The organism is Thioclava sp. UBA3469, from assembly GCF_002378135.1.
GTDB classification, from domain to species: Bacteria; Pseudomonadota; Alphaproteobacteria; order Rhodobacterales; family Rhodobacteraceae; genus Thioclava; species Thioclava sediminum.
In genome coordinates this window covers 1-24,074 of sequence record NZ_DFRG01000062.1, presented here as the reverse complement: position 1 = coordinate 24,074, position 24,074 = coordinate 1, and the positions used below count along the sequence as shown (strand labels likewise).

The window sequence follows — 24,074 nt, the reverse complement described above, 5'->3', positions numbered from 1 at the left end:
CTTAGCGTGATCTTGCCGCTTGTGCGAGAAACTTGCCCGGGATGGAGGCCTGCATGAATATTTACGTCTTTGAGCCTCGCGATGGCCGCGTTCGCGGCCTGCTCAGCGAGCTGGAGAGCGTTGGGCTGCAACCCGTCCTCGTCCCCGCATCCTTCTTCGCATCCGATCTCAGCACGCTGAACCAGAAGGGCGTCGACACGCGGGCGATCCTGATCGGCGACTGCCCGGAAGTGACCGACTATATCCGGGCGATCCGCAATTGCGGCTGCCGCAACCCGGTTCTGGTAATGCGCGACTTCAAGAACTCCCGCGATGCCTCCGAAGCGCTCGATGCCGGGGCTGACGACGTCATGGTCAGCCCGATCAAAGGGATCGAGGCACTGTCGCGGATCAACTCGATCATCCGCCGCTCCTATGGCCACGCCGCCGAGAGCATCAGCGTCGGCGAGATCACCGCCTTCTTCGACGGTCGCGATCCGCTGGTCTCGGGCGCGCGGCTGAAGCTGTCGAACCGTGAGCACGCGATCTTCCAGCACCTGGCGCTGAATGCGAACAAGGTGATTGCGAAAGGCGCGATCTATGATGCGGTCTACGGGATGAGCGACGACCAGCCCTTCGACAAGGTCATCGACGTCTATATCTGCAAGCTGCGCAAGAAGATCGCCGATGCGGCCGATAGCGGCCACCAATATATCGAGACGGTCTACGGTCGTGGCTACAAGTTCAGTGAACTGGAAAGCACGAGAGACGTGAAGCTCGCAGCCTATGAGCAAACCGACGCGCGGGGCACGGTAGCCGCGCGATAATCGCGCGGCTCAGAGATAATTCAGGATCGACAGTTTCGACATCTGCGCGGCTACGCTGTAGCTCGCGCTGAGTTGCGTCTGGAGCGCGGTCATCCGGGTCGCAGCCTCGTAGGGATCGACCGAGACGTAATCCGACAGGCGGCTATTCAGCACCGAATCCATCGATTGCTGCTGCGTCAGCTTGATGTCGAGCCGCTTTTGTTTCGCACCCAGCGCAGTCTCGGAATTGCGCAGCCCTTCGACGCCATCGCTCAGCGCTTTGACGCCGGCTGCCACCCAGCTTTTATAGGCATCCTGATCAGTGATCTTCGACACGTCGGTCGAAGCGAACAGCGCAAGCCCCTTGATCAGGTTGCGGAACTCGGGATCGTCCGCCTGCATCCCGTAATCGAGCGTCTCGCCATCCCCGATCAGCGCCGTTTTGCGCGGCGTCCCGGCTGTCGCGTCCCCCTGGAAGAAGGTCGAGCTGTAGCGTTTGGCCGGATCGGCATTGGTGTCGTCGAATACGCTGTCGATCTGCGACAGCATCGCCGCGGCCTGGGTCGCATCCGCGGGGCCGCTGCCCACGATCCCCGACAGGACGTCCCCCGCCGAGAGACCCGTCGCACCGTTCGTCGCGTCATAGCCCCGCAGCGCTGGCTTGTCCGAAGCTACCCCGGAGAACAGATGCTCCCCGTCGAGCGAGACATTCAGGCTCGTCATGATGGTGTCGAGGGCGGCGCGGGCGCTTTGCTGCAGGGTCGCCGCCGAGGCGCCGGGGCGCTCGAGGTTCCCGACGGCGAGACCGAGCACATCCTGCGCGGCCCCGCGCGCCGTCGACGCGCTGGATGCGATCATATCCAGCTTGCTCCCGAGGAGTTTGTTCGAGGTAATGAAATGCGAATTGGTCGTCGCGCGATCTTCCAGCGCGAGCACGAAGGCCGATTTCGCCCCCATATCCGCGTAGACATCCGATTTGCGCCCGGTCGTGACCTCGTCGCTCGTCCGTTGCAGCTCTGCCGTGGTGCGGCTGACCGACCGCCGCGAGATCACGCTCATCTGCAGGGTCGACAGCGAATTCCGGATTAGGGGGATCATCGTTCAGTCTCCTCAGACGGCTTCAAGCAACGTGTCCATCATCTTCATGACGGCAGTCATCATCTTCGAATTCGCGGCATAGCTTTGCTGAATCGTTATCAGCTTCTGCATCTCATCGTCGATGTTCACGCCCTGAATGCCCTGGCGCGTGCCGTTCACCGTCTCGGCGGCGGTGCGCGCGGCGGCGAAACGCTCCTGCGCGCGGGTGCCCTCGAACTCCTGCGCCGAGATCATGTTGCTTCCGTAATCGCGCAGCGAAAGGGACGTCTCCAGCCCCGTGCGCGGGTCCGCCGAAAGCGGATCGTCGAACATCGAAACGAAGGCTTCCACCTGAGTGGAATCCCCCGCAGCGCCCGGCGTGGTGGCACCGATCCCGTCGCGCAAACGCGACAGCTGGCCACCCTGCGCCGGGTCTACCGCCGCATTGACCGCGATCCGGCCCGCCAACCCTTCGAGCTTGGCCGGATCGAAAGCTGCGCCTGCATCGGTGAAGAGCCCCGCCTGTCCGGGTGCGAGCGAAGCATCCGCACTCTCGAACCCCTGCACGAGCCCCCGTGCCATCTCATCGAGCTGAAGCTGGAAGCGCGGCAGAACGTCTTTCTTCACTGCGAACAGACCGGCGAGGCTGCCATTCTGGAAGCCGCGCGCATCGGTGGAGTCCGGGGTGATATTCGTTTTGCCTGCAAACAGCGTTCCGGCCGTCTGGTCGTAGGTGATGTAGCTGGCCTGATCTCCGTCGACGAGCGGCGTGCCCCCGGCAGTGTAGAGCGTGGCCCGCCCATCGGTGGAGCGGCGCACCTGCATGTCGATCAGCTTCGACGCCTTTTCCACCAGCACATCCATCCGGTCCCCCAGATCGGCTGCACCGAGCGAGCCGGGCGGCGCGTCCGAGATCTGCTTGTTAAGCGAGGTGATCTTGTGCAGCGTCTCGTTGAAATCCGAGACGTCGTATTTGATCTCCATATCGACCTCGCCGCCGACCCGCGCGAGCATGTCGCTGCTTTGGTTCAGCGAGGTCACCATCTCCTGCGCGGAGGACGCCACGCCGTTTTGCGCAGCATTACTGCCGGGATTGTTTACCAGCGCGATCATCGAGCTACGCAGATCGGTCAGTCGATCCGCGGGCGAGAGGCCATCGCCCGGCTGGCCAAGGGTCGCGGTATATTCGCCCACCGCCTCGTAGATCGCCTGCTCGCGCGCCATCGCCGAGGAATGTTGGCGATACATGCGGTTAAGCGAAGCGTCGACTTCGCGCCGCGCCTCACCGGTTTGCACCAGGCCGCCCGAGGTCGTGACCTGCGGCAACTCCTTGCGCACATAGCCCTCGGTGCTCGCATTCGCGATGTTGCGCGAGGTCGCTTCCGATTGCATCTGCGCCGTGCGCAGACCGCTCGTGCTCGCCTGGAGGGCGCCCGTCAGGCTCATGGGTTTACTCCGTTCTCAGCGTGACGATCAGCGTTTGAGACGCGTGGTCTCGTCGAGCATCTCGTCCATCGTGGTGACGATCTTCGCGTTGGTGGAATAGGCCCGCTGGGTGCGGATCAGATCGCTCAATTCCTGCGCGATATCGACATTCGACCCTTCAAGCGTCCCCGAGGAAATCGTGCCCACCGGGCCCTCGTTCGCCTTGTGGATCGTGAAGTCGCCGCTGTTGCGGGTCAGCCGATAGGCATCACCATCGACCTCCTGCATTCCGTTCGGGTTCGCCACATGGGCGAGCGGAATCTTGTAGAGCGCCTGCCGCTGGCCGTTATCGAAGATCCCGTACATCGTGCCGGTATCATCGACCTCCATCCGGGTCAGCGCGCCGGCGGACGAGCCGTCAGTGTCGAATTTCTGCGGGGTGAAATCGCCAGCGAACTGGGTCATCCCGTCGAAGCTGTTCAGCGCACCGAGACCGACGTCGATCGGCTGGGTCGTGCCACCGTCATTCATCGTCAGGCTCATGACGCCCGTGGTCGTGTCCATCGAGAAGGCACCGGGCGCCGTGGCGAGATTGGTCACGCCGGAATAGCTGACCGGGGCGCCCGCATTCGGCCCGCTGGCGGCGAAATCGACCGTGACCTGACCGTAGGGAACGCCGTCGCCATCGGACACGGTGACGTCCCACTGGTTTTGGGTCGCGGTGGGCTGCCAGGAATATTCGAGCCGCTTCGCCGCACCGAGCGGCGTGAAATATTGCGAGGACGAGGTGAACGGCGCGCCCGGCGTCGCGTTTCCGGTTTCCTGCGAAGGCAGATTGCCTTGCACGCTGACCGTGGTCGTCGCCTTCGCGCTCAGCGTCGCATCGGTCACGTTCACCGTCTTCAGCCCATTGAAGCTGTTGCCGTCGATCGAGCCGAGCGTGCCGTCGGTATAGGGGTAGCCCGAGAGGAAATAGCCTGCCGAATTGACAAGATCGCCATTCTCGTCGGGCTTGAACGACCCGGCGCGCGTCAGGACGTAATCGGACTCGACGCTCGTATTGGCTCTGCCGGATACGACGAAGAACCCGTTGCCGTTCACTGCGAAATCGGTCGCGGAACTGGTGGGGATCACCGCGCCCCCGTTCGTCACGTCGGAGGAAACCACAGCATTGACGCCCGAGGGTGCATCGAGCCCGCCGCTCGGCGTCATGGTCACCATCTGGGCGAAGCTGCGCTTGTAGCCGGTGGTATTCGCATTCGCGATATTCTCGGAAATTTCGCCAACGGCGACGGAGTTTGCGTTCAGGCCGCTCACGCCGGTCTGCATCGCGCTCGAAATACTCATGGTTTTATCCTCTCATGTCCGAAGAGAAGGGGGTCCTATCTAGGAGATATGCGACTGATGTTTAACTGGAGTTAAAAATATCTGCGTTTTGTCTTTGACGATGTTGGTGAGGGGCAATGCATAGCAAAGATATCTACCCGCCAGCCCGCTTCGCCTCCGACCCGACCATCTCAAGCGCGTCATCCGCCTTGCGCAGCCGGTCCCGCGCAGCCGCGTCCATCAGCGGACTGAGCTTGGCGGGCTCCGCCAGAAGGCTTGCGACGAGCTTGTTCAGATCCTCACGCCCCGCCAGACGCGGGAAGACCTCGGCGACGCTGCGGGCCGTGGTCAGATCGCCGGAGCGGTAGGCGGCCAGCAGCAATTCGACCGCGTCGGTCTCGGAGAAATCGTCCGGGGCCTTCTTCCACAACTCGCGATAGGATTGGGTCGCCGCCTTCCAATCGCCCTTCTTCCAGTGGAGCCGCGCCTGAAGCCGCAGATGATCGGCCGAGTGCGAGGTGACCTTGGCCTCCAAGGCCGCATCGGTCTTCCCGGCCTCGGCCAGAACGCGGGCCTGTAGCGCGTTGAACTGGTTCAGCTCCTGCGCATCGGCGGGACGCTCGGAGGTCTCCAACACCTTGGCGGCGCGGGCGAATTGCCCCCCGCGCGCAAGCGCCTCCGCCTCGCGCAGCGCCAGATAGGCCATCCGATCTTGCGACACCGCCTCGGGGGTATCCTTGCGCTGTGCGCTCAGAGCTTCCCGGATCTTGCGATATTCCGTGGCGGCCTGAGTCGTAGCCCCCAGCTCCAGCAGGCGATCCGCGAATTGCTCGGCATAGGTCTGAAAATCGGGACGGACCTCGTAATAGGCCTCCAACCGCTGATGCCCCTCGGCAAAATCCGTGAGCGAAATCTTCCCCGCCGCACCCTTCGCATAAAACGCCTTGAGCCGCTTGTCGGCGGCCTTCGCCGCCGCGCGCGCCTGAGGACGCTCGGGGAACCGGGTGAGGATCTCGCCATAGGCAATCAGCGCATCCACATCGTGGCCGGAGGTCTCGCCCAGATGCGCGCGCTGTTCGAGCGCCTGCAGGTCGAACCTGTCGCCGCGCCACGCAAGGTTAGCCTCGGCGAGCATCGACAAACCTTGGTCGGGCGTCAGCGCTCCATGCTCGAGCCCCAAACTGACCAACGCAAGCCGCGCCCGCTGCGCGTAACGATCCTGCCCCTTCGCCGCTTCGCGATAGGCGGCATAGGCCTTGTCGGGATGATGCGATTGCTCCGCCACCCGCCCAATAAGAAAGCTATAGACCGGCTGCGATTTAAGCTCGGGATAGTTGTCGAAATCCCGGCTCAGCCGCTGAGCCAGCGGCCATTTCTTGACCGCGATCGCGCCTTCCAGAAGCGCGGGCAGGCAGGCCTCAACGAAAACGGGCGGATAGGTCGGAAGCCGGTCAGCCGCGCCCGCGAGATTGCCCTCAAGCTCCACCGCGTCGCCCTGCGTGATCGCGTTCAGCGCCGCCCAGAGGTGATAGTCCTGCCAGTTCGCCCAGTCGGCATTCGGCAGGAGCGTGCCAGTCGGCACCCCCGTCCCGTCCATGATGCTGAACCCGGCCGCAATCGCGCGCCAGCGCGCCTGCTCTGCCGGGATCAGACCGTCGGGCATTTGGTCGCCCAGCACCGAGCGCCCCTCGGGCAACATGACATGGGCGAGATAGAATTCCGCGAGATCGAGCCGCGCAATGGCGCGCGACGGCCCGGGCTCGGCTGTGGCGACGCCAGCGGCCAGCGCATCGCGATCCGCGAGGAACCCCGCCTGCGTGTATTGCGCGAAGTCGAAAGGGGGAGGCGCGGGGAGCGTCTCCGCCGCGGCACCGCCACACAGAAGACAGAGCGCCAAAACGCCGCCCATGAAGGGGAATCCGCCTCGCAATTCCATCACCTCTTGCCCAAACGCACCAGAATTCCTTCGCGCCTTAAAGAATAGTATTGATTATTTCAAGATTAGCAAACATTATTGAATAGAAATTGGCAGCAATCCAAGCACAAAGCCACAAGATCCATTCTCGCGGACGGAAATCCATGGATAGCTCAAATTACGTCTCTCTATCCCTCGCCTCGACGCTGTGGCGCAGCCTCGACATTTCGGCCAACAACATGGCCAACGCCAACACGGCTGGTTTCAAGGCGGAACGCTCGCTGACCGAGAGCTACAACTCGAAGGGCAATGCGGGCCCCGAGGATGACGTGAGCTACGTGCTCGACAAGGGCTCCTATCTTGATGACCGCCAGGGCTCGCTGACCAAGACGTCCAATCCGCTCGATGTCGCGCTGAATGGCGACGGCTGGCTCGCCTACACGACGCCCGAGGGGCAGACGGCTTTCGGGCGCGACGGGCGGCTGGCGGTCGACCCGCAGGGCAATCTCGTGACGCTGACGGGCAACAAGGTTCTCGACCGGGGCGGCGCGCCGATCGCGGTCCCGCCGGGCGAGGAGATCACCATTTCGCGCGACGGCACGATCTCGGGGCCCAATAGCGGCACCATCGGCACGCTGGGCATGTTCACCGTGCCCAACATCCAAAGCTTCAACCGGCTGGGCGGCGGCCTCTTTGCCGCGCCCGGAGGTGCCGCCCCCGCCTTCACCCCGTCTGACACGACGCAGGTTGCGCAGGGCTTCGTCGAAGAGAGCAATGTCCAGCCGGTGGTCGAGATGACCCGGATGATGGACATCCAGCGCTCCTACGAGCGGGCGGTGAAGTTGATGGATGAACAGAACACCCTTCGTCAGGAAACACTGCGCAGGCTTGGCAAAGTCTGACCGGCGCGAAAAGGAGCTGAACCATGAGAGCACTTGGAATTGCCGCGACGGGGATGCTGGCCCAGCAGACCAATGTGGACGTGATCTCGAACAACATCGCGAACGCGAACACCACCGGCTACAAGAGCAGCCGCGCCGCGTTTCAGGATCTGGTCTACCAGTCGCTGCAACGCGAAGGCTCGCTGACCTCGGCCGACGGGACCGCGCGCCCTGTGGGCGTCGATATCGGCCTCGGCGTGCAAAGCGCGGGCGTGGTGCGGCTCAACACGCAAGGCGGTCTGGTGCAGACCGAAAACCAGCTCGATCTCGCGATCGACGGCGGCGGCTATTTCACCCTCAACATGCCCGATGGCAGTCAGGCCTACACCCGGGCCGGCACCTTCCAGCTGAGCCCCGAGGGCCAGATCGTGTCGATGGACGGCTACGAGGTCGCGCCCGGGATCAACGTCCCGGCCAACACCACCAATGTCGAGATCAACCAGCAGGGCCTCGTGATGGCCTATGTCGGCAAGGATCCGACCCCGGTGCAGATCGGCCAGATCACGATGTCGACCTTCGTCAACGAGGCGGGGATGAAACCGCTGGGCAACAACCTTCTGCAGGCGACGACCGCCTCGGGCGAGCCGACCGAGGCGCTGCCGGGCGATCCGGGCGTCGGCATCCTGCGTCAGGGCTACCTTGAGAGCTCCAACGTCAACATCATCCAGCAGATCACCGACCTGATCTCGGCGCAGCGCGCCTATGAGATGAACTCCAAGGCGATCGAGACGGCCGACCAGATGATGTCCACCTCGAACCAGATCAAGTGATGCCATGATCCCGAAATTCGCCTCTGCGACTGCCGTTCTCGCCACGCTCGTCACCGCGCTTCTCGCCGGTCCCGCGAGCGCGGAATCCGTGCGGGTACTCATCGCCGAGAAGGCGGAGCAGTCCTGGGGCCTCGAGATGCCGCCGAGCGGCCATTTCGAGATCACGCTGCAAGACAGCGATCCGGGCGACGCAGAGATGATCAGCGATTTCTGGATGGACCGCTCCACGGGGCAGTTTCTCGCGAATGCGGTGGAGGCGTCGGGCGACGTGCGCCGCCTCGCGGGGCTTGCACTGCTAAACGTGCCCGTTCCTGTCCCGACGCAGCAGATCCTCCCCGGCGCGATCCTGTCGGGCGACGATTTCCAGATGGTCGACCTCCCCTATGGCCAAGTCGGCGCCTATGCCGTGACACAGCTCGACCACCTGGCCGGGATGCAGGTTCGGCGCGTCTTGGCGCGCGGACGCCCGGTGATGAGCCAGTCGATCACCGAGCCAGTCATCATCTCGCGCGGCGACCCGGTCTCGATCGAATATTCGAAAGGCCCGATGTCGCTGACCGCGCCCGGCAAGGCGATCTCCGACGCCCATGCGGATCAGTCGGTGCGCGTGGTCAATCTCGTAAGCAACAAGATTGTCGAAGGCATCGCCAAGCCCGACGGCAAAGTGGAGATTCAGAAGTGAGACATCCGTTCTACATCCTGCCGATGCTCGCGCTGGCCGCCTGCGGTCCCGGCACGGCCTTCGAGCGCGACCCGAAAGTGAGCGACATGGTCGTCGATGGCGACACGATCCCAGAAGTGAACCGGGTCAGCGTTCCGATGCCGCCGCTGGAGCCTGCGCGCGTTCCGCAGCGGGCCGAGGCCGCGTCGCTCTGGCAGACAGGCTCCACCGGTTTCTTCGGCGATCAGCGTGCCGACAAGGTGGGCGATCTGCTGACCGTCGATATCGACATCAACGACGAGGCGCAGCTTCAGAACGCCTCCCAGCGCAGCCGCGACGGCAGCCAGAGCGTCGGATTCCCGACCTTCCTCGGCTATGGCGGAAAGATCGCGAAGATCCTGCCCGGCGTCAGCGAGAAAGACCTGCCCACGGGCAGCAACATCGTCGATCTCAGCTCGCAATCGAGCGCCAGCGGAAGCGGCTCGATCAAGCGTAACGAGACGATCAGCCTCAAGGTCGCAGCTCTCGTGATCCGGAAACTGCAAAACGGGAATTTCGTGATCGCCGGACGCCAGGAGGTGAAGGTCAATCACGAGCTGCGCGAATTGCGTGTGGCCGGGATCATCCGTCCCGAAGACATCCGGATGGACAACACCATCCCCTACGAGAAGATCGCCGAGGCGCGTATCTCCTATGGTGGGCGTGGCCAGATCAGCAAGGTGCAACAGCCGCGCTACGGGGAAGACGCGCTCGACGTCGTCCTGCCCTACTGAGCGCGACCGATGCCGCGCTGGAGAACACTCGTGCTGCTCATAGTGGTGGTGCCAATCGTCGCGGCGGGCCTGGGCTATCTTGGCGGCAGCCAGATCGCGCCGGGGCCCAAAGCGCCCGAAGCGCCGCCCGAGCCTGCCCCGCGTGACATCGCCTTGGGGGCGATCACGGTCCCGATCTTCCGGGCCCGCGAGGTCAGCTATCTGACGGTCGATGTGACGCTGGTTCTGAAGGGAGAAGACCTCCCCGATGGACCGGCGCTCGTGCCGAAACTGCGCGACGAGACGCTCGATCTGCTGACCAGACTCGCGGATAATCGGATCTTCGAACCCGATACGGTCACGCCTGACGACCTCGTCGCGCTGCTCGAGCGCGGTCTCAAGGACCGTGTGCCCGGCTTACAGGCGGCGAAGGTGAACAGCGCGGCGCCATTCAAGCAAGGATAGGAAAGCCCCGGTCGCGCACCGCGCCGGAGGACACTCGCGTCAGCCCGACACTGCAACGATAAGCGAGCTGGGCACTTCCTCGCCATTGCGCAGAACCAGCGACTGCCCTTGCGACGAGAACCGCACCTGCTCGACCTGCGTGCTGGGATAGGTGTCGTAGGAAACCGCATTGCCATCGGTATCCTGCGCGTCGATCTCGACCCGGAACGTGTCATCGGGCACCGGCAGCCCCGCAGAATCGCGCCCGTCCCAGTTCAGCGCGATCTTCTCGCCCGAACGTCCGGGCAGGCCTGTGATTCGGCGCAGTTCGGTCCCATCCTCCGTCTTGATGATCGCGGTCACCTTGTCGGCGGGCGCGGCAAGCTCGTAGCTGGTGCTGGCCTGACCGTCGCGCAGCTCGATCCGGTCGGAGGCGAGCGACACCGTCTTGCCCATCAGGGCCACATCCGCCATCCCGCCCATCGCACTCAGCTTCGCGTCGATGGTCTTGAGGTTGGTATTGGTCTGCACCGATTGCTCTACCTGACTGAGCTGCGCCAGCTGCGAGACGAATTGCGTCGAGTCCATCGGCTTCAGCGGGTCCTGATTTTTGATCTGCGCCGTCAGCAGCTGCAGGAAGCTGTTGTAATCCGCCGAGAGCTTCGACTGCGCGGTGTTCGTCGCGGCATCGGTCGTGGCCGCGGTCGGCGTGGTGCTTGTCGGGGAGATGCTCATCTGGGGCTCCTCAGGTCCTGATATCCAGTTGTCCGTCGTCAATGGTGGGCTGCCAATCGGCGCCCAGCACGGGGACGTCTTCGTCAATGCTCGCGCTCTGGCCGGAGGAGCGTTCATCTCCGCCCTCGCCATGACCGCCGAATTGCTCGAAATCGAGCGCGCCGCTATCCATCTGCAGGCCCTGCCCCGCCAGGATCGCCGCGAGCGTCTCGCGATCCCCGCGCAAGGCGCTCAGCACCGCCGGGCTTTCGGCCCGAACGACCACGTTGACCTGACCGCGCTTGTCGCGCTCCACGTCGATCTCGATATCGCCGAGCCCGCGCGGGGTCAGGGCCACGCGAGTGCGCCCCTCCTGCAGGTCCGCGCGGCGGAGTTGCGTTGCGACAAAGGCGGCAAAGCGCGGCGAGGGCTGGGCTGTCTGCCCCGGTTGCGCCGCAGCCTCGCTGCGGGCCGCGTGACTTGCGTCATGCTGCGTGAGCCGTGCCACGGCCGCATCGGGCAGCGCACCGGCGCGCGCGGCCTCGGCGAATGGCTGCGCCGGTTTGGGGTCGGCTTTGCTCGACTCGGCAGGCAGCAGTGCTGCCTGCGCCTCGGCCTTGCCGGTCTTCCCCGCGCCTTTCGCGGCCGCTTCCAGAACGGCGCGCACGCGCGGGTCCATGTCGTTCTGCGGGACCTCTGGCGCAAGTGGCGCAGGCACCGCCCCGGCAAGCCCCTGCGGAACGGAGGTGATAACCTGTGGCTGCGTCTGGGGCGCCTCAGGCTTCAGCTGCGCCGCCGGAGAGGAAAGGTCGCCCGCAGAATGCGCGGGCATGAGCCCGGCGACCGATGGGATCTGCGCGCCGCCCTTATGCGGCGATGCGGGTTCAGCCGGCTTCGCTTGCAGACCGAGCGAGACCAGAAGGCTCGCGAAGACCTCGTCGATCGTGTCGCTTTTGTCGCGCGCATGATCCGAAGCGGGCTTTGCCTCCGCGCCGCCCGCTTGCAACGGCATCCCTTTTAGCGCTTGGGCGAGCGCTTCCTGCAATTTCGTGCCATGCGCGGCGTCGAACTCGGCGAGCACCGTCGCGAGCGAGGTTCCCAGCTCTTTCAGCACCGCCTCGACCGGCTTGCCCTGCGCCAATTCTGCCAGCGCACCATCCCGAACCTTCTGCAGCTTCCCGGCCAGTTCGACCTGAAGCGCGGGATTCTCCGCGAGGATCGCCGCTGTCGCACCCTTGGGCGAGGCGGCCGCAGGCGACGCCCCCGCCTTCGCGGCACTACCCGCATCCGGTTGCGCGCCTTGCAAAAGCGATCCGAAGCCGGTCGCCTCCGATAACGGCTTCCGCCCGCCCCCTGCGCCAGAGGCCGTCGTCTTCAGCAATGTCGCAGCTATCGCGTCCATCTCATCACCCTCGTCACACCAAGCCCAAGCGCTTGCTCCGGCGCCCCGACGCCGCCTGCCACTCCATGAAAGGCGCGAACCAGTTGCGGTCCTTTTCGTAGCCAAGCTGCTCGAGCAGATCGAACAGCACCGGGAAGCGCGAGAACTGATCGCAGATGCGCGCCCGGTGTTCGTCGTCGCGCCACTTCGCGCGGGCCTTCTCGACCGGGCGGATGCCGTTTAGCGGCCCTTTCAAATCCTCCGGGATCTCGGCCGCACCGAAATCGGAGAAGTGCCCCTCGAACTTCAGATCGAGCGCATCGCGCAACTTCTGCTGAATCCTGTCGGGATCATCGGCAAGGTCTTCGTATTTCAGAAGGAAGACGCCTTGCGGGAAAATGCCGGATTTCAGCACGGTCGCGATCGCCTCGTGGATATGCAGCAGCCCCGGCATGACCGGCACGGGCGCATCCGCGCCGCCGATGAAATACATCGCATCTGCCGAGATGAAGTAATCGTCCGGCACCGCCGAATGACGGCTCACGAGGATGTCGCGCGGATCGCGCAGAGGCACGATCAGATCGATCCGCTTGTTGCGGACATTGGCCCGCGCGATATTCGCGATCTGGAAGATATCCAGCGGCCGCTTGCTGACCCAGTCGCCCGGTTGCCCGATCGTGGACAGTGCGCTGGTCTCGCGCGGCGGGATCTCGAACCCTTTGAGGGTCTCGCGCAGCATATTGTAGAACAGCGTCGTGCCCGCGCGCCCATGTCCTGCGATCATAAGATGACGTGCCATCTTTGCCCTCTCAGTTCAGCATCGCAGGGCTGAACCCGCGCTTTTCAAGGCATCGCTTGAGCCGGAGGAGCGCCCGCTTTTCGACCTGCCGGGCGCGCTCGCGGCTCATCCCGAGATCGCGGGCTAGATCGTCGAGAGACTCCGGCGGCGTCTGCAATTTGCGGCGCAAGACCATCTCGCGATCCGGCGCATCCAGATCGTCCAGCGCATCTTCCAGAACCTCATGCGCCGCGCGCGCCGCGGATGCGGCCAAAGTCTGCTCTTCGGGCGTGAGGTCCGGGCTGCGCATCATTTCCATCATCTCGGCATCGCTGTCGTCGAACGACTTGGCATCCAGCGCCACCAGTCCGGTCAGAAGCTGGCTCGCCTCGGGATTGTCGAGCCGTCCCATCCGCGCATCGAGATAGACCCGCGCCGGCACATCGATCACCGTCTTGATCCGGGCGAGCGCATTGAGGACGCAGGTCATCACCCACCAGTGCGAATAGGTGGAGAACCGCACGTCCTGCGTCAGATCGAACCGTTCGGCGGCGCGCATCAAACCGATGATCCCTTCCGCCACGAGGTCTTCGAGCTCGACCGGATTGGTCGCCCAGCGACGCGCCTGCGCATAGGCCTGACGGACATGCGAGCGCAGGAGAATTTCGAGCGAGTCCCGATCCCCATATTCCTGCCAGCGCGAGATGGCCTGCCGTTCTTCTTCAACATTCAGAAATGGCGCATCAAGTGCAGCACGGAAGCTCAATGCAAACATTACTCCGCCTCTATCCGCTCTATTCTTGAAGAACAGAAGACCACGGGGGCATGTTTGGAGAAAGCTTTACTTGATTAAAGGCAAGTTAATCGGAGGCTTTTCTGGTTAATCTCGGATTAATTCCGCGGGAGGCCGCGCCGCCTCTCGAGACGGCGCGGCATTCTCATGACTTTGTCAGACTGGCCCGGTCCGCCAACCGGGTGCAGAACGCATAGCGGCCGTTTTCCACGGCCGTCGCGCTCACAGGTGACTGCCCGTCGCGGTCGCGCTGCGATCCCGTGCATCTTCGTGCAGCGAAAAGCCACCGCGTGCGGGCGACGCCATCGCCGGCAGCCGGAGGTCGATCGCACGGTCCCCAAAACCATGCTTCACCCCTGCGACATGCGTCGGCTCGATCACCACGAGACTTCCATAAGGCACCTCGATTCCAAGCTCTTCTGCAAGAATATCACCAAGCGAGATACCCGGCAGAAGCTCTTCGGCTTCGGGCAGCACGAGCAAGCTTGCATCCTTGCGAGTCGAGCGCAGCAAAACACTGTGCGCAGGCAGAAGCGCAGCCGCCACCAAACTTCCCTGAGACCCTGCGCCCGACGACGTTTGCGTCACCGAACCTTCCCAAATCTGCGCTAACAAATCGTTATTTTTCATGGACATCCCTAATCCCCGAGTCCCCAAATTCCAGTAACGGCAGATTACCAGCGTTTCACGATCCGGTAAGGTTAAGGATTGTTAAACCGTAAGGCGAGTAAGGATAAATTCTACGTGAAGGTGGCAAGCCCGTGACCGCCAAGTTATCCCCAGACCGACAACGGGCGAAGTGTTGGAAAGCCTATTTTTCATAGGTTCAAACACTATCGGTTGTGGCCCCCCCCTCAATCATCCACAGCTTGTCGATGGTGCGACCACAGATTGTGTGCTCACGATCAGTCGCCGAGATGTTAACAATTAATAGCTTGACAGCGACTACCGCTAAAACAGTCTCAGAGACTCAACAACTCAATCTGAAGTTGCAAGACTGCGCGACTTCCCGACGGGGATCTCGTAGAACGAGTATCCAGCCGAACGCACTGTTTCCACGACATATCTCTCGCCAAACGCGTCACGCAGCTTCTTACGAATCTTGGTGATGTGAACGTCGAATTTGCGATCACCATAGACCCACATGCAGTTGTCGATTCGTCGCGACAGCGCGTCCCGCGTGACGATTCGTCCGCCGCTCCGGATCAGCTCGATCATGATCTCCCCCTCCGTGGGGGTAAGCTGCACCGCCTCGACGGCATCAGGGCCGGTCAGGCGGTTTTCCTCGTCGATCTTGAGGCGAGCGACTCGCTTTTCTTCGCTCGGGAAGCTGATGGGCAGACTGTTGCCCGCCCGAAGCCAGAGACGCGCGGCCAATTCCCTCTGAGAATAAGGCTGTCGGATCACATCATCGGCGCCGGCCAGAATCATCTCGGCAGCAAGCTCTCCGTCCGGAGTTGAGTCGACGAAGAAGATCAGGCTCTCCTTCGTACTGACGCGCGCAGTTCGGATCAGATCCGCGGCACCCTCTGCGTCGGTGAGGCTGATCAGCAAAATGCATGGGGGTCCATGCAGCAGGATATATTGCTCCGCTTCCATCGCAGTCGCGAAGGGCAAAGCCTCCCAGCCGCAGCACGCGCGAAAGAAGTCGGACAACTGTCCTTGCTTCGCGCCTTCCTCCGCTACGATAATGACGTTCTGTCTTCGCATGGCGTCTGAGCCAAACAAAAGGCAACTCCCCGTATCCCTCAGCGCTTTCGGGGCGAGACTCAGTCTTACGCCCTCCCCCCGTCGCACTGTCGCTTTCGAATAACACCGAGCGTCAGACTGGAAGGCGAAGCGTAAATCCGCCGAGCCTGACATCTTTGCGTTTTCGAATTTTTATCCCTGCGATATGCGATAATTCACGTTTTTTTAACTGACAAGTCCGGCCTGTGCCTTGAAATAGGACGCATCTGCGGGCCGTTGATGGAAAAATTGGATTTCTTTGACCTAACTTTAAGAATTTCTTCAATCTTTCCCCTAAAGACAAAACCATGTGAGAGTGGACATGACGCAACAATCCCCGGCTTGTGCCGGCGCGCCCGCGACTTCCCGCCCCCCAGCGGTGCCGATTTCGGAGAGTGTCTTTCCTGATCGGCTGATCTGCCTGGAGACGGGCCGCCCGATCAAGATGTTGAAGCGTCATCTTAAAAACCTGCTCGGAATGACCTTCGAGGAATATCGCGCCAAATGGGATTTGCCGCCGGACTATCCTACGAGCGCCCCGGACTATCAGCTCGCCAAGCAGCGTTGGCGCACGTGCGACAAACTGCATTGATCACCGCTAGGACAGCCGAAGCACTCAACAGAACAATCCTGCGCAGAAAATATGTATTTGCAGGAAACCCAAGCACAGATACTCGCGTTTATTGACAGAAACGCATGTTGCACGTAACTTTCTCTACTAATCCGGGGATAGTGCAAAATTTAAGCATTGGAGAGACCACATGTCGAAGGATCGGCCCACGGATGCAGCTAACATTATCGCGACAGTGGCTGCCGCCTATGCCGCCCGCGCGGATGTAACGGCGGATCAAGTGGTCGACCTCGTGGCGAAGCTCTCCGCGCAGTTTGGCGAGGAGCTGGGCGAGGCAAGCGCCTCTCATGCAACGGACACAGCCACGGCGAACGCCAGCCATGCACGCCCGCAACCCGCACTTCCTATTGAAGACGCGGTGACCGAGGACAAGGTCTTCTGCCTGTGCTGCGGGCGCGGCTTCAAGATGCTCAAACGCCATCTCGGCTCGGAACACGGATTGAGCGAAGACGAATATCGGACCCTGTTCAATCTGCCCGCCGATATGCCGCTTGTCGCCCCCAGCTATTCGGCGCGCAAAGCGGCCTATGCCAAGAAAGTCGGCCTGGGCAAGCACAGCCGCGACGACCTCGAAGCCTCGCTTCACGACGCCTGAGCGCGCGCGGGCCGCACAACGCCCGCCGCCCGAAAACGGTTCCAAAGCCACCGTTGCGCGGCTTTGTTTCCAGATCATGAACGATTATCGCCCTCTTTTGGCCCATTTTTAATCCGACAACCCACAGTCAGGGGCTGCAGAAGACGTATGCCCTGAGAATACAGCTGGCTCCGGTCGGCGAGGTGGGAAAGGGCAATCCATGGCACGGTCGAACCAAGCGCCGATCATTGTGAAGCGGAGCGATGACGATCACGAATCCGAGCATCACGGCGGAGCGTGGAAAGTCGCTTATGCCGATTTCATGACCGCAATGATGGCCTTCTTCCTGCTGATGTGGATCCTGTCCGTGTCGGACGAGAACCAACTGACCGGGATCGCCGATTACTTCGCGCCGGCGAAAATCTCGATGCAGGCGCCCGGTGGCACCGGTCCGCTCGCTGGCGAGACGATCGGGCCGAAAGGCGTCCTGAACGCGTCGCGTGCCAATGATGCGATCCCCGCCAATCCCGGCATCGGAAGCGCGACCGATCCCTCGACCGAGATGGCCAACGCCTCCGGCAAATCCAAAGACACCACGCCCGACGCGACGACAGACGAGCTCGCAGCCGCGGCAATGGCAACGACTGAGGCCGGAGATGCGACCGACGCGAAGACCGCCGCCGCCACGCCGCATGCTATTGACGACGCCCGCTTCGAGACGCTTCAGACCCGGATCACGCAAGCGATCCAGCACGTCCCGGACCTCCGCCCGCTGCAGCAAAACGTGCTGTTCCGCCGCACGCCGGACGGGCTGAATATCGAGGTCGTGGATCAGGCTGGCAAAGCCATGTTCGCCTCGGGCAGCGCGAAGATCGACGGGCCGACGTTGAAGCTGATGGATCAGCTTGGCCGCGCCCTCTCCGATCTGCCCAATGATGTGCTGATCGCGGGCCACACCGACTCGGTGCCTTATCAGAAAGCGGGCGGCACCTATGGGAACTGGGAGCTGTCCTCGGACCGCGCCAATGCGACGCGCCGGGCGCTCGTGACCGCCGGGGTCGCTCCGGAGCGTATCACCCGGGTCTCTGGCCTGTCGGACACCGATCCGCTGAAACCGGCAGAGCCCCGCGATCCCTCCAACCGCCGGATCACCGTGACCCTCGCCTATCTTCATCCGAAAACCGATGCGCCCGCGCCGACCGATACGGCGACGCCGCGGCTCGAGGCGAACGCGGAGCCCGCGGCCCCGCAACCGGCCCCGGCAGTCGAACACGCAGCCCCCGAAGCCGCCGCGCCCGCCGCGCCGAGCACGTCGGAACAGCCGCAGCAATACAGCTCCGTCGCGCTCGACGATCTGCGCAGCGCCCTGCAATAACCCCCATCATCAAAGAAAAACGCCGGCGCGATACTCATCGCGCCGGCGTTTTCTTGTCTTCGCTTGGCTCGGACCCTCAGATCAGACCGGCATGCGCCATCGCGGCGTCGATCGCGGTCTTCGTCTCGGGCAGAAGCTCGGTCAGCGGCAGACGCACTTCGGCCGAGCACATGCCCAGCTTCGACATCGCGTATTTCGCGCCCGCAACGCCCGGCTCGAGGAAGATCGCCATGTGCAGCGGCATCAGCTTGTCCTGATAGCTCAGCGCTTTGGCGTAATCGCCCGCAAGCGTCGCCTCTTGGAACTCGGCACACAGCTTCGGCGCGACGTTCGCAGTCACCGAGATGCAGCCCACGCCGCCATGCGCGTTGAAGCCGAGCGCGGTCGCGTCCTCGCCCGAAAGCTGGATGAAATCCGGCCCGCAGGTCGCGCGCTGCATCGAGACCCGCTCCAGCTTGCCGGTCGCGTCCTTCACACCGACGATGCGCGGCAGCTTGGCCAGCTCGCCCATGGTCTCGGGGATCATGTCGATCACCGAGCGGCCGGGGATGTTGTAGATCACGATCGGCAGTTCGCAGGCATCGTGCAGCGCGCGGTAATGCTCGATCATGCCGCGCTGCGTCGGCTTGTTGTAATAGGGCGTAACGACGAGCGCCGCATCGGCCCCGGTTTCGGCCGCGTGCTGGATCAGACGGACGCCTTCGGCGGTCGAGTTCGAGCCCGCGCCAGCGATGATCGGGATACGCCCCTTCGCGGCTTTCACGACCTCGGTGATGACGGTCATATGCTCGGCATGGCTCACCGTCGGGCTTTCACCGGTAGTGCCGACCGGCACGAGGCCGTGGCTGCCCTGGTCGATATGCCACTCGACGAGTTTCTTGAGCGTGTCCAGATCCAGTTCGCCGTCCTTGAACGGCGTGACCAGTGCGGGAAGAGACCCTTTGAACATGACACGCTCCTTTTTTGGTTGGGCCGGGAAGGTGAGTCGTCCCGGCGGAAATCGGCCGGGTTATAGGCGGTTGCGCGGCGGTTGCCAACTTGTGATTCATCCCCATCTGTGAGAGGCCCGTAGCAAAGGGACAAACCCGCGACCACGAGCAGCTATGATGATCCGACGCCAGTTCCTCGCCGCACTTGCGGCTTCGAGTTTCGCGCTCTCGCCGGCCGCGCTTCGCGCCGCGAGTTCCGCGCTGTCCGATGCTTTCGCCGCGGCCAATTCCGGCAACTGGGACGAGGCCGAAAATCTCGCGCGCCGCGTCGGTCCCCTGGGCTTCGATGTCATCGAGTGGAAACGCCTGCGCGACGGCGAAGGAGACTTCGCCGACTATCTCGATTTCGCCACCCGCCGCGCAGATTGGCCCGGCATGCCGTGGCTGCGCGAGAAGGGCGAAGCCAAGCTCGACGGCATCCCGCCGCGCGAGGTGATCGCCTATTTCAAGCTCGGCCCGCCGCAGACCGGCACCGGCGCGCTGGCGTTGATTGGTGCGCATCTCGCTTTGGGGCAGAAGGCGCTAGCGGCTGAAGTCGCCAAGACCGCATGGCGCCAACTTCCAATGGACGAAGATGAGCAGGCGAAGTTCTTGGCCGACTACCCCTCGCTTATCTCTGCCGATCATGGCGGGCGGATGCAGAACATGCTCGATCGCGGGCATCTGTCGGATGCGCGCCGGATGATCGGTCTGGTCACGCCGGGCACCAAGGCCGTGGCCGAGGCGCGGATCGCCCTGCAGGCACGCGAGCACGGCGTGGACGATTTCGTCGCCGCCGTGCCCCAATACATGGTCGAGCGTTCCGCAGGGCTTGCCCGCGACCGCGCGATGTGGCGCTGGCGCGCCGGGCTGGAGGACGGCGCGGCAGAGTTGATCCTAGAGCGTTCGAAATCCGCAACCGATCTGGAAGACCCCGACCTTTGGGCGACGCTGCGCGGCTATCAGTCGCGCTGGGACCTGCGCGCGGGCAATACGCAGCGCGCCTATGATCTGGCCTCCTCGCATCATCTGGAACCGGGCGGCGCGGATTACGCCGATCTCGAATGGGTGGCGGGCTATGCTGCGCTGAAACTGGGCCGAGCCGATACGGCCTACAGCCATTTCCACAACCTCGAGAAAGCGGTGGACGGGCCGATCTCGTCGTCGCGGGCATGGTATTGGCAAGGCCGCGCACTGGAGGTTCTGGGCCGCAGCGACGAAGCCAAGGCCGCATGGCGCAAAGGCGCGGAAAATCAGGACGCCTATTACGGGCTCCTGTCGGCGGAGCGGCTGAACCTGTCACTGCCCGCGAATTTCTCAAAGGGCCCAGAGCTGCCCGACTGGCGGCGCTACAAGCTGCGCCATTCTTCGGTCTTCAAGGCCGCGCAGCTGCTCTACGAAGCAGGCGAAAACGAGCTGGGTGCGCGCTTCGTGCTGCATCTCGAGGAAAGCCTCGGGCCGGGCAATTTCGGCGCGCTCACGAAGTACGCGCTTGAGGAGGACGACACCTATCTCGCGCTGATCATCGGCAAACGCGCCGCGCTGAAGGGCGAGATCATCGCGCAGGCGCTCTGGCCGATCCCGGGGCTGACGAGCCACGATCTGGGCGTGCCGGAAGAAGTCGTCCTCGCGGTCGCCCGGCGCGAGAGCCAGTTCGCGATCGGCGTGGGCTCTCCGGTGGGCGCGCAGGGCCTGATGCAGCTTATGCCCGGCACCGCGAAGATGATGGCGGATAAAACCGGCCTGCCCTACGAGAAGGCGCGGCTGACGACGGATGCGACCTATAACCTCAAACTGGGAGGCGCCTATCTTGCCGAGCTGCGCGACGAATTCGGACCGTCTTCGGTGCTGGTCGCCTCGGGCTACAACGCAGGGCCCGGACGTCCGCGCAACTGGATGGAAGATCGCGGCGATCCGCGGATCGGCACGGTCGACGTGATCGACTGGGTCGAGATGATCCCCTTCACCGAGACCCGCAACTACGTCATGCGCGTCTCCGAGGCGATCCCGCCCTATCGCGCGCGGTTGGGCAAGGGCGAGGTGAAATTCACCGACATCCTGCGCGGTGACGTGACGGATTGAGGGGCGCTGCCTCCCCGTCGCCGCAGGGCGACAAATGAAAAGAGGAGAGGGGCGCTGCCCCTCGGCCTGACGGCCTCACCCCGGGATATTTGAACCAAGCCGAAAGAGGCGGTCACGCCTCTTGGGCCACCCGCGCGCGCCAGAGCGTGAAGAGCCCCGCGCTGACCACGACCCCCGCGCCGATCACCACGTTCCACTCCAGCGACTCGCCGAAGACGACGACGCCCAGAGTCGAGGCGAAGACCAGTTGAAGATAGGCGAAGGGCTGGATCGCCGAGGCCTCGGCCACCTCATAGGCCTTGATCAGCAGGAAATGCCCGGTCGCGGCGGTGAAGCACAAAACGACCATCCACGCCCAGTCCGACGCGATCATGTTCTCCCAGTGCCAGATGCCGACCGCCGTGATCACCAGCGCCCCGATCACGCCGGTGTAGAAGAAGGACACCGAGGCCGGATCGACGCGGCCCACATAGCGCGTCATTAGCGAGTAGAGCGCGAACAGCGTTGCCGCCGCCAGCGGGATCAGCGCATAGGGAGAGAACACACCGAAGCCGGGCTTGAGGATGATGAGCACCCCGATGAAGCCCACACCGATCGCCGCCACGCGCCGCCAGCCGACCTTCTCGCCCAGCACCGGCCCGGACAGCGCCGCGACCAACAGCGGGTAGCAAGCGAAGACCGCATGGGAATGGACGAGCCCGAGATAGACGAAGGCCTGCACCATCACGACCACCTCGGTGATCAAGATGAGCGAGCGGATCACCTGCGCCCAAGGCAGGCCCGAGCGCGTCGCCCGCTTGATCCCGCCGGGGCTGCGCGCTGCGATCACCAGCACGAAGGCGGCGAAGAACCAGAAGCGCACCATCAGCGCCATATAGACGTTATAGGTCTCGGCCAGATGGCGCGAGATGCCGTCCTGAAGCGCGAAAATGAAGGTCACCGCGACCATCAGCGCGATGCCGCGGCGAGTCGATTGTTCAACCATGTTTCACCCCGCGCGACATATGGCGTTTGCGCCCGAAGCCCGGGCTGCGGCTGACCTCGAAGCCCGCGGTTTCGAGAGCGCGGCGCACGAAGCCTGCAGCCGTATAGGTCGCGAAGGAGCCGCACGGCACCGTATGCGCGCCGACCTCGGCCATCAGATCGTCGCCCCATAGCTCGGGGTTCTTCGCGGGCGAGAACCCGTCGAGGAACCACGCATCGGCTTTTCCCGCCCAAGCGGGAAGCGCCGTGCGCGCATCCCCCTCGATGATCTCCACCGCGATCGGACCGAGTTGAAACTGGCGCTGCCCCGCAGCCCAGGCTTCCAGATAGGGACCGGCCACGGGCGCGACCTCCGGAAATGCGTCCAGCGCCCGTGCGATCTCGTCCGCCTCCATCGGGTAGGCCTCGAAAGAAGTAAAGCGGATCGGGCAGTCCTCGGGACAGGCCAGCCGCAGCGCCAGCAGGTTCAGCCCCGTGCCGAAGCCCAGCTCGGCCACGTGAAAGCCGGGACGCAGCCGCGCGGCCAGATCATTGCCCGCCAGAAACACGTGCCGCGTCTCGTCCAGACCGCCCGCAAGGCTGAAATAGGGATCGTCGAACCGCCGCGAGACCGGCACAAGGTCATCGCGCCAATCGAGATCGGCTTTGCTCTGGTCAGGGGCGTTCATCGGGGATAGTCCACAGTCTCCGGCCCAGCCTTGAAGCAGGAGGCGCGAAATGGCAAGCGGCACACCCGACATTACCGTGCGCGGCGGCGGCATCTTCGGCCTCGCGATCGCGTATCAGGCAGCAAAGCGCGGCGCGAAGGTCCAGTTGATCGAGCGCAGCCGCATCGGTGCGGGCAGTTCGGGCGGCCATGTCGGCGCGCTCGCCCCGCATGTGCCGGAGAACTGGAACCCCAAGAAACAGTTCCAATTCGAGAGCCTGCGCATGGCGGAAGCCTTCTGGGCCGACGTGCAGCGCATCGGTGGTGGCGATCCGGGCTATGCGCGTCTCGGGCGGCTGCAGCCGCTTGCGGACGAGGCGCAGATCGCACGCGCCAAGGACCGAGCGGCAGGGGCGGCCGAGCTGTGGCAGGGCTTCGCCACATGGCGCGTGGCCGAGGCTACGGAATTCGGGGCCTTCGCACCGCCCTCGCCCACCGGGCTCGTGATCCACGACACGCTCACCGCCCGCGCCAATCCGCGTGCCGCCGGGGCCGCGCTGGTCGCGGCGCTCAAAGCGATGGGCGCGGAGATCGTGATCGGCGAGGCCGAGGAGGTCGGTCCGGTCATCCACGCGACCGGCGCCGAAGGTCTGGCCGAGCTGAACGCGGTGGTCGGCAAGACCATCGGCACCGGCGTGAAGGGCCAATCGGCGCTCTTCCGATACGATGCGGGCGACGTGCCCCAGCTCTTCGCGGAGAGCCTCCACATCATTCCCCATTCCGATGGAACGGTCGCGATCGGGTCGACCTCCGAGCGCGAATTCGACGCCCCCGCCACGACCGACGCCCAACTCGACGCGCTGATCGAGAAGGCCCGCGCGCTTTGCCCGCCCCTCGCCGAGGCTCCGGTAATCGACCGCTGGGCCGGGGTGCGCCCGCGCGCCAAGTCGCGCGCGCCGATGCTGGGCGACTGGCCCGACTGTCCGGGGCATTTCATCGCCAATGGCGGTTTCAAGATCGGCTTCGGCATGGCGCCGAAAGTGGCCGAGGTGATGGTCGATCTGGTGCTGGAGGGGCGCGACACGATCCCCGAAGGCTTCCGCGTGACCGATAACCTCTAAGGGGCTCCGCCCCCGGCCTGCGGCCTCCCCCGGGATATTTCTCCCAAGAGGAAGAAAAACGCCCGGCTCGAACCCGGTTGCGGGCGGCAGGCCGGGCGCTTCCCCTTGGGCGGTCATCGGCGTCCCCGCCTGTTCCGCGAGATCAGGGTCAGGCGATTCTGGTTACGGAAGGTTTAACTTCCTCTTGGCGGAAATATCCCGGG

24 protein-coding genes are annotated in these 24,074 nt (G+C 63.8%); 11 read left to right on the top strand and 13 right to left on the bottom strand.

The window, feature by feature from the left end:
• The first annotated feature begins 53 nt into the window (after positions 1–53).
• A complete protein-coding gene (locus B3D39_RS05190) occupies positions 54–806 on the top strand; it encodes a response regulator transcription factor (protein WP_274962045.1) in 753 nt (250 codons plus the stop codon).
• Positions 807–815: 9 nt separating this feature from the next.
• On the opposite strand, the gene B3D39_RS05185 is transcribed toward B3D39_RS05190, so the two are convergent.
• From B3D39_RS05185 to B3D39_RS05170, 4 genes are all read right to left on the bottom strand, one after another.
• On the bottom strand, positions 816–1,883 hold the full coding sequence (locus B3D39_RS05185; RefSeq protein WP_274962046.1) for a flagellin: 1,068 nt from the start codon (positions 1,881–1,883) through the stop codon (positions 816–818).
• Between the two features lie 12 nt (positions 1,884–1,895).
• The gene (flgK, locus tag B3D39_RS05180; protein ID WP_274962047.1) at positions 1,896–3,308 is read right to left on the bottom strand and encodes a flagellar hook-associated protein FlgK; all 1,413 of its coding nucleotides are present in this window, start codon (positions 3,306–3,308) and stop codon (positions 1,896–1,898) included.
• Positions 3,309–3,335: 27 nt separating this feature from the next.
• Positions 3,336–4,634 (bottom strand): flagellar hook protein FlgE, encoded by a 1,299-nt coding sequence (locus B3D39_RS05175; RefSeq protein ID WP_078602115.1) that lies wholly within the window; start codon positions 4,632–4,634, stop codon positions 3,336–3,338.
• A gap of 133 nt (positions 4,635–4,767) precedes the next feature.
• The gene (locus B3D39_RS05170) at positions 4,768–6,522 is read right to left on the bottom strand and encodes a tetratricopeptide repeat protein (protein WP_274962048.1); all 1,755 of its coding nucleotides are present in this window, start codon (positions 6,520–6,522) and stop codon (positions 4,768–4,770) included.
• A 170-nt stretch (positions 6,523–6,692) separates the two neighbouring features.
• Between B3D39_RS05170 and flgF the strand changes: the two genes are divergently transcribed.
• The 5 genes from flgF to B3D39_RS05145 are packed head-to-tail and all read left to right on the top strand — an operon-like array spanning position 6,693 to position 10,117.
• Entirely contained in the window at positions 6,693–7,430 is a 738-nt protein-coding gene (flgF, locus tag B3D39_RS05165; RefSeq protein ID WP_274962049.1) for a flagellar basal-body rod protein FlgF, read from the top strand.
• A 23-nt stretch (positions 7,431–7,453) separates the two neighbouring features.
• Complete coding sequence (flgG, locus tag B3D39_RS05160) at positions 7,454–8,239, top strand: flagellar basal-body rod protein FlgG (RefSeq protein WP_078522000.1); 786 nt, start codon at positions 7,454–7,456, stop codon at positions 8,237–8,239.
• 4 nt (positions 8,240–8,243) lie between these two features.
• Positions 8,244–8,921: a flagellar basal body P-ring formation chaperone FlgA gene (gene flgA, locus B3D39_RS05155; RefSeq protein WP_078545138.1), complete on the top strand. Its 678-nt coding sequence runs from the start codon at positions 8,244–8,246 to the stop codon at positions 8,919–8,921.
• Positions 8,918–9,673 carry a flagellar basal body L-ring protein FlgH gene (flgH, locus tag B3D39_RS05150; protein WP_338113613.1) on the top strand — a complete coding sequence of 252 codons (756 nt, stop codon included), beginning with the start codon at positions 8,918–8,920 and terminating at the stop codon, positions 9,671–9,673. The genes flgA and flgH overlap by 4 nt, the downstream gene beginning before the upstream one ends.
• A 30-nt stretch (positions 9,674–9,703) precedes the next feature.
• Complete coding sequence (locus tag B3D39_RS05145) at positions 9,704–10,117, top strand: hypothetical protein (RefSeq protein WP_274962050.1); 414 nt, start codon at positions 9,704–9,706, stop codon at positions 10,115–10,117.
• Between the two features lie 39 nt (positions 10,118–10,156).
• Here the strand turns inward: B3D39_RS05145 and B3D39_RS05140 are convergent, their stop codons facing one another.
• The 6 genes from B3D39_RS05140 to B3D39_RS05115 all read right to left on the bottom strand — a co-directional run bounded on the left by B3D39_RS05140 (position 10,157) and on the right by B3D39_RS05115 (position 15,490).
• On the bottom strand, positions 10,157–10,831 hold the full coding sequence (locus B3D39_RS05140) for a flagellar hook assembly protein FlgD (RefSeq protein ID WP_274962051.1): 675 nt from the start codon (positions 10,829–10,831) through the stop codon (positions 10,157–10,159).
• A gap of 10 nt (positions 10,832–10,841) precedes the next feature.
• Positions 10,842–12,212: a flagellar hook-length control protein FliK gene (locus tag B3D39_RS05135; protein WP_274962052.1), complete on the bottom strand. Its 1,371-nt coding sequence runs from the start codon at positions 12,210–12,212 to the stop codon at positions 10,842–10,844.
• Positions 12,213–12,225: 13 nt separating this feature from the next.
• Complete coding sequence (locus B3D39_RS05130) at positions 12,226–12,990, bottom strand: hypothetical protein (RefSeq protein WP_274962053.1); 765 nt, start codon at positions 12,988–12,990, stop codon at positions 12,226–12,228.
• Between the two features lie 10 nt (positions 12,991–13,000).
• Positions 13,001–13,744 carry a sigma-70 family RNA polymerase sigma factor gene (locus tag B3D39_RS05125; protein ID WP_274962054.1) on the bottom strand — a complete coding sequence of 248 codons (744 nt, stop codon included), beginning with the start codon at positions 13,742–13,744 and terminating at the stop codon, positions 13,001–13,003.
• A 240-nt stretch (positions 13,745–13,984) separates the two neighbouring features.
• Positions 13,985–14,392, bottom strand: coding sequence for a hypothetical protein (locus B3D39_RS05120; RefSeq protein ID WP_143593918.1), 408 nt, complete (start codon positions 14,390–14,392; stop codon positions 13,985–13,987).
• A 348-nt stretch (positions 14,393–14,740) separates the two neighbouring features.
• Entirely contained in the window at positions 14,741–15,490 is a 750-nt protein-coding gene (locus B3D39_RS05115; RefSeq protein WP_168176818.1) for a response regulator transcription factor, read from the bottom strand.
• 322 nt (positions 15,491–15,812) lie between these two features.
• Here B3D39_RS05115 and B3D39_RS05110 point away from each other — a divergent pair, with 322 nt between their 5' ends.
• From B3D39_RS05110 to B3D39_RS05100, 3 genes are all read left to right on the top strand, one after another.
• A complete protein-coding gene (locus B3D39_RS05110; protein ID WP_274962055.1) occupies positions 15,813–16,082 on the top strand; it encodes a MucR family transcriptional regulator in 270 nt (89 codons plus the stop codon).
• 169 nt (positions 16,083–16,251) lie between these two features.
• A complete protein-coding gene (locus tag B3D39_RS05105) occupies positions 16,252–16,716 on the top strand; it encodes a MucR family transcriptional regulator (RefSeq protein WP_078522010.1) in 465 nt (154 codons plus the stop codon).
• Between the two features lie 199 nt (positions 16,717–16,915).
• Positions 16,916–18,070 carry a flagellar motor protein MotB gene (locus B3D39_RS05100; RefSeq protein ID WP_274962056.1) on the top strand — a complete coding sequence of 385 codons (1,155 nt, stop codon included), beginning with the start codon at positions 16,916–16,918 and terminating at the stop codon, positions 18,068–18,070.
• A gap of 76 nt (positions 18,071–18,146) precedes the next feature.
• Here B3D39_RS05100 and dapA read toward each other — a convergent pair whose 3' ends face one another.
• Positions 18,147–19,019: a 4-hydroxy-tetrahydrodipicolinate synthase gene (gene dapA / locus B3D39_RS05095; protein WP_078522012.1), complete on the bottom strand. Its 873-nt coding sequence runs from the start codon at positions 19,017–19,019 to the stop codon at positions 18,147–18,149.
• A gap of 157 nt (positions 19,020–19,176) precedes the next feature.
• Between dapA and B3D39_RS05090 the strand changes: the two genes are divergently transcribed.
• Positions 19,177–21,120, top strand: coding sequence for a lytic transglycosylase domain-containing protein (locus tag B3D39_RS05090; protein WP_274962057.1), 1,944 nt, complete (start codon positions 19,177–19,179; stop codon positions 21,118–21,120).
• A gap of 112 nt (positions 21,121–21,232) precedes the next feature.
• Here the strand turns inward: B3D39_RS05090 and B3D39_RS05085 are convergent, their stop codons facing one another.
• On the bottom strand, positions 21,233–22,105 hold the full coding sequence (locus tag B3D39_RS05085) for a DMT family transporter (RefSeq protein ID WP_078604361.1): 873 nt from the start codon (positions 22,103–22,105) through the stop codon (positions 21,233–21,235).
• Entirely contained in the window at positions 22,098–22,772 is a 675-nt protein-coding gene (mnmD, locus tag B3D39_RS05080; RefSeq protein ID WP_274962058.1) for a tRNA (5-methylaminomethyl-2-thiouridine)(34)-methyltransferase MnmD, read from the bottom strand. The genes B3D39_RS05085 and mnmD overlap by 8 nt, the downstream gene beginning before the upstream one ends.
• Positions 22,773–22,821: 49 nt before the next feature.
• Here mnmD and B3D39_RS05075 point away from each other — a divergent pair, with 49 nt between their 5' ends.
• Positions 22,822–23,871 (top strand): NAD(P)/FAD-dependent oxidoreductase, encoded by a 1,050-nt coding sequence (locus B3D39_RS05075; RefSeq protein WP_274962059.1) that lies wholly within the window; start codon positions 22,822–22,824, stop codon positions 23,869–23,871.
• Positions 23,872–24,074 lie beyond the last annotated feature (203 nt).

Bases quoted from the DNA above. Each gene is read 5' to 3' on its own strand.
- B3D39_RS05190 (WP_274962045.1), top strand. From the start codon at position 54: ATGAATATTTACGTCTTTGAGCCTCGCGATGGCCGCGTTCGCGGCCTG.
- B3D39_RS05185 (WP_274962046.1), bottom strand. From the start codon at position 1,883: ATGATCCCCCTAATCCGGAATTCGCTGTCGACCCTGCAGATGAGCGTG.
- flgK (WP_274962047.1), bottom strand. From the start codon at position 3,308: ATGAGCCTGACGGGCGCCCTCCAGGCGAGCACGAGCGGTCTGCGCACG.
- B3D39_RS05175 (WP_078602115.1), bottom strand. From the start codon at position 4,634: ATGAGTATTTCGAGCGCGATGCAGACCGGCGTGAGCGGCCTGAACGCA.
- B3D39_RS05170 (WP_274962048.1), bottom strand. From the start codon at position 6,522: ATGGGCGGCGTTTTGGCGCTCTGTCTTCTGTGTGGCGGTGCCGCGGCG.
- flgF (WP_274962049.1), top strand. From the start codon at position 6,693: ATGGATAGCTCAAATTACGTCTCTCTATCCCTCGCCTCGACGCTGTGG.
- flgG (WP_078522000.1), top strand. From the start codon at position 7,454: ATGAGAGCACTTGGAATTGCCGCGACGGGGATGCTGGCCCAGCAGACC.
- flgA (WP_078545138.1), top strand. From the start codon at position 8,244: ATGATCCCGAAATTCGCCTCTGCGACTGCCGTTCTCGCCACGCTCGTC.
- B3D39_RS05140 (WP_274962051.1), bottom strand. From the start codon at position 10,831: ATGAGCATCTCCCCGACAAGCACCACGCCGACCGCGGCCACGACCGAT.
- B3D39_RS05135 (WP_274962052.1), bottom strand. From the start codon at position 12,212: ATGGACGCGATAGCTGCGACATTGCTGAAGACGACGGCCTCTGGCGCA.
- B3D39_RS05130 (WP_274962053.1), bottom strand. From the start codon at position 12,990: ATGGCACGTCATCTTATGATCGCAGGACATGGGCGCGCGGGCACGACG.
- B3D39_RS05125 (WP_274962054.1), bottom strand. From the start codon at position 13,744: ATGTTTGCATTGAGCTTCCGTGCTGCACTTGATGCGCCATTTCTGAAT.
- B3D39_RS05120 (WP_143593918.1), bottom strand. From the start codon at position 14,392: ATGAAAAATAACGATTTGTTAGCGCAGATTTGGGAAGGTTCGGTGACG.
- B3D39_RS05110 (WP_274962055.1), top strand. From the start codon at position 15,813: ATGACGCAACAATCCCCGGCTTGTGCCGGCGCGCCCGCGACTTCCCGC.
- B3D39_RS05105 (WP_078522010.1), top strand. From the start codon at position 16,252: ATGTCGAAGGATCGGCCCACGGATGCAGCTAACATTATCGCGACAGTG.
- B3D39_RS05100 (WP_274962056.1), top strand. From the start codon at position 16,916: ATGGCACGGTCGAACCAAGCGCCGATCATTGTGAAGCGGAGCGATGAC.
- dapA (WP_078522012.1), bottom strand. From the start codon at position 19,019: ATGTTCAAAGGGTCTCTTCCCGCACTGGTCACGCCGTTCAAGGACGGC.
- B3D39_RS05090 (WP_274962057.1), top strand. From the start codon at position 19,177: ATGATCCGACGCCAGTTCCTCGCCGCACTTGCGGCTTCGAGTTTCGCG.
- B3D39_RS05085 (WP_078604361.1), bottom strand. From the start codon at position 22,105: ATGGTTGAACAATCGACTCGCCGCGGCATCGCGCTGATGGTCGCGGTG.
- mnmD (WP_274962058.1), bottom strand. From the start codon at position 22,772: ATGAACGCCCCTGACCAGAGCAAAGCCGATCTCGATTGGCGCGATGAC.
- B3D39_RS05075 (WP_274962059.1), top strand. From the start codon at position 22,822: ATGGCAAGCGGCACACCCGACATTACCGTGCGCGGCGGCGGCATCTTC.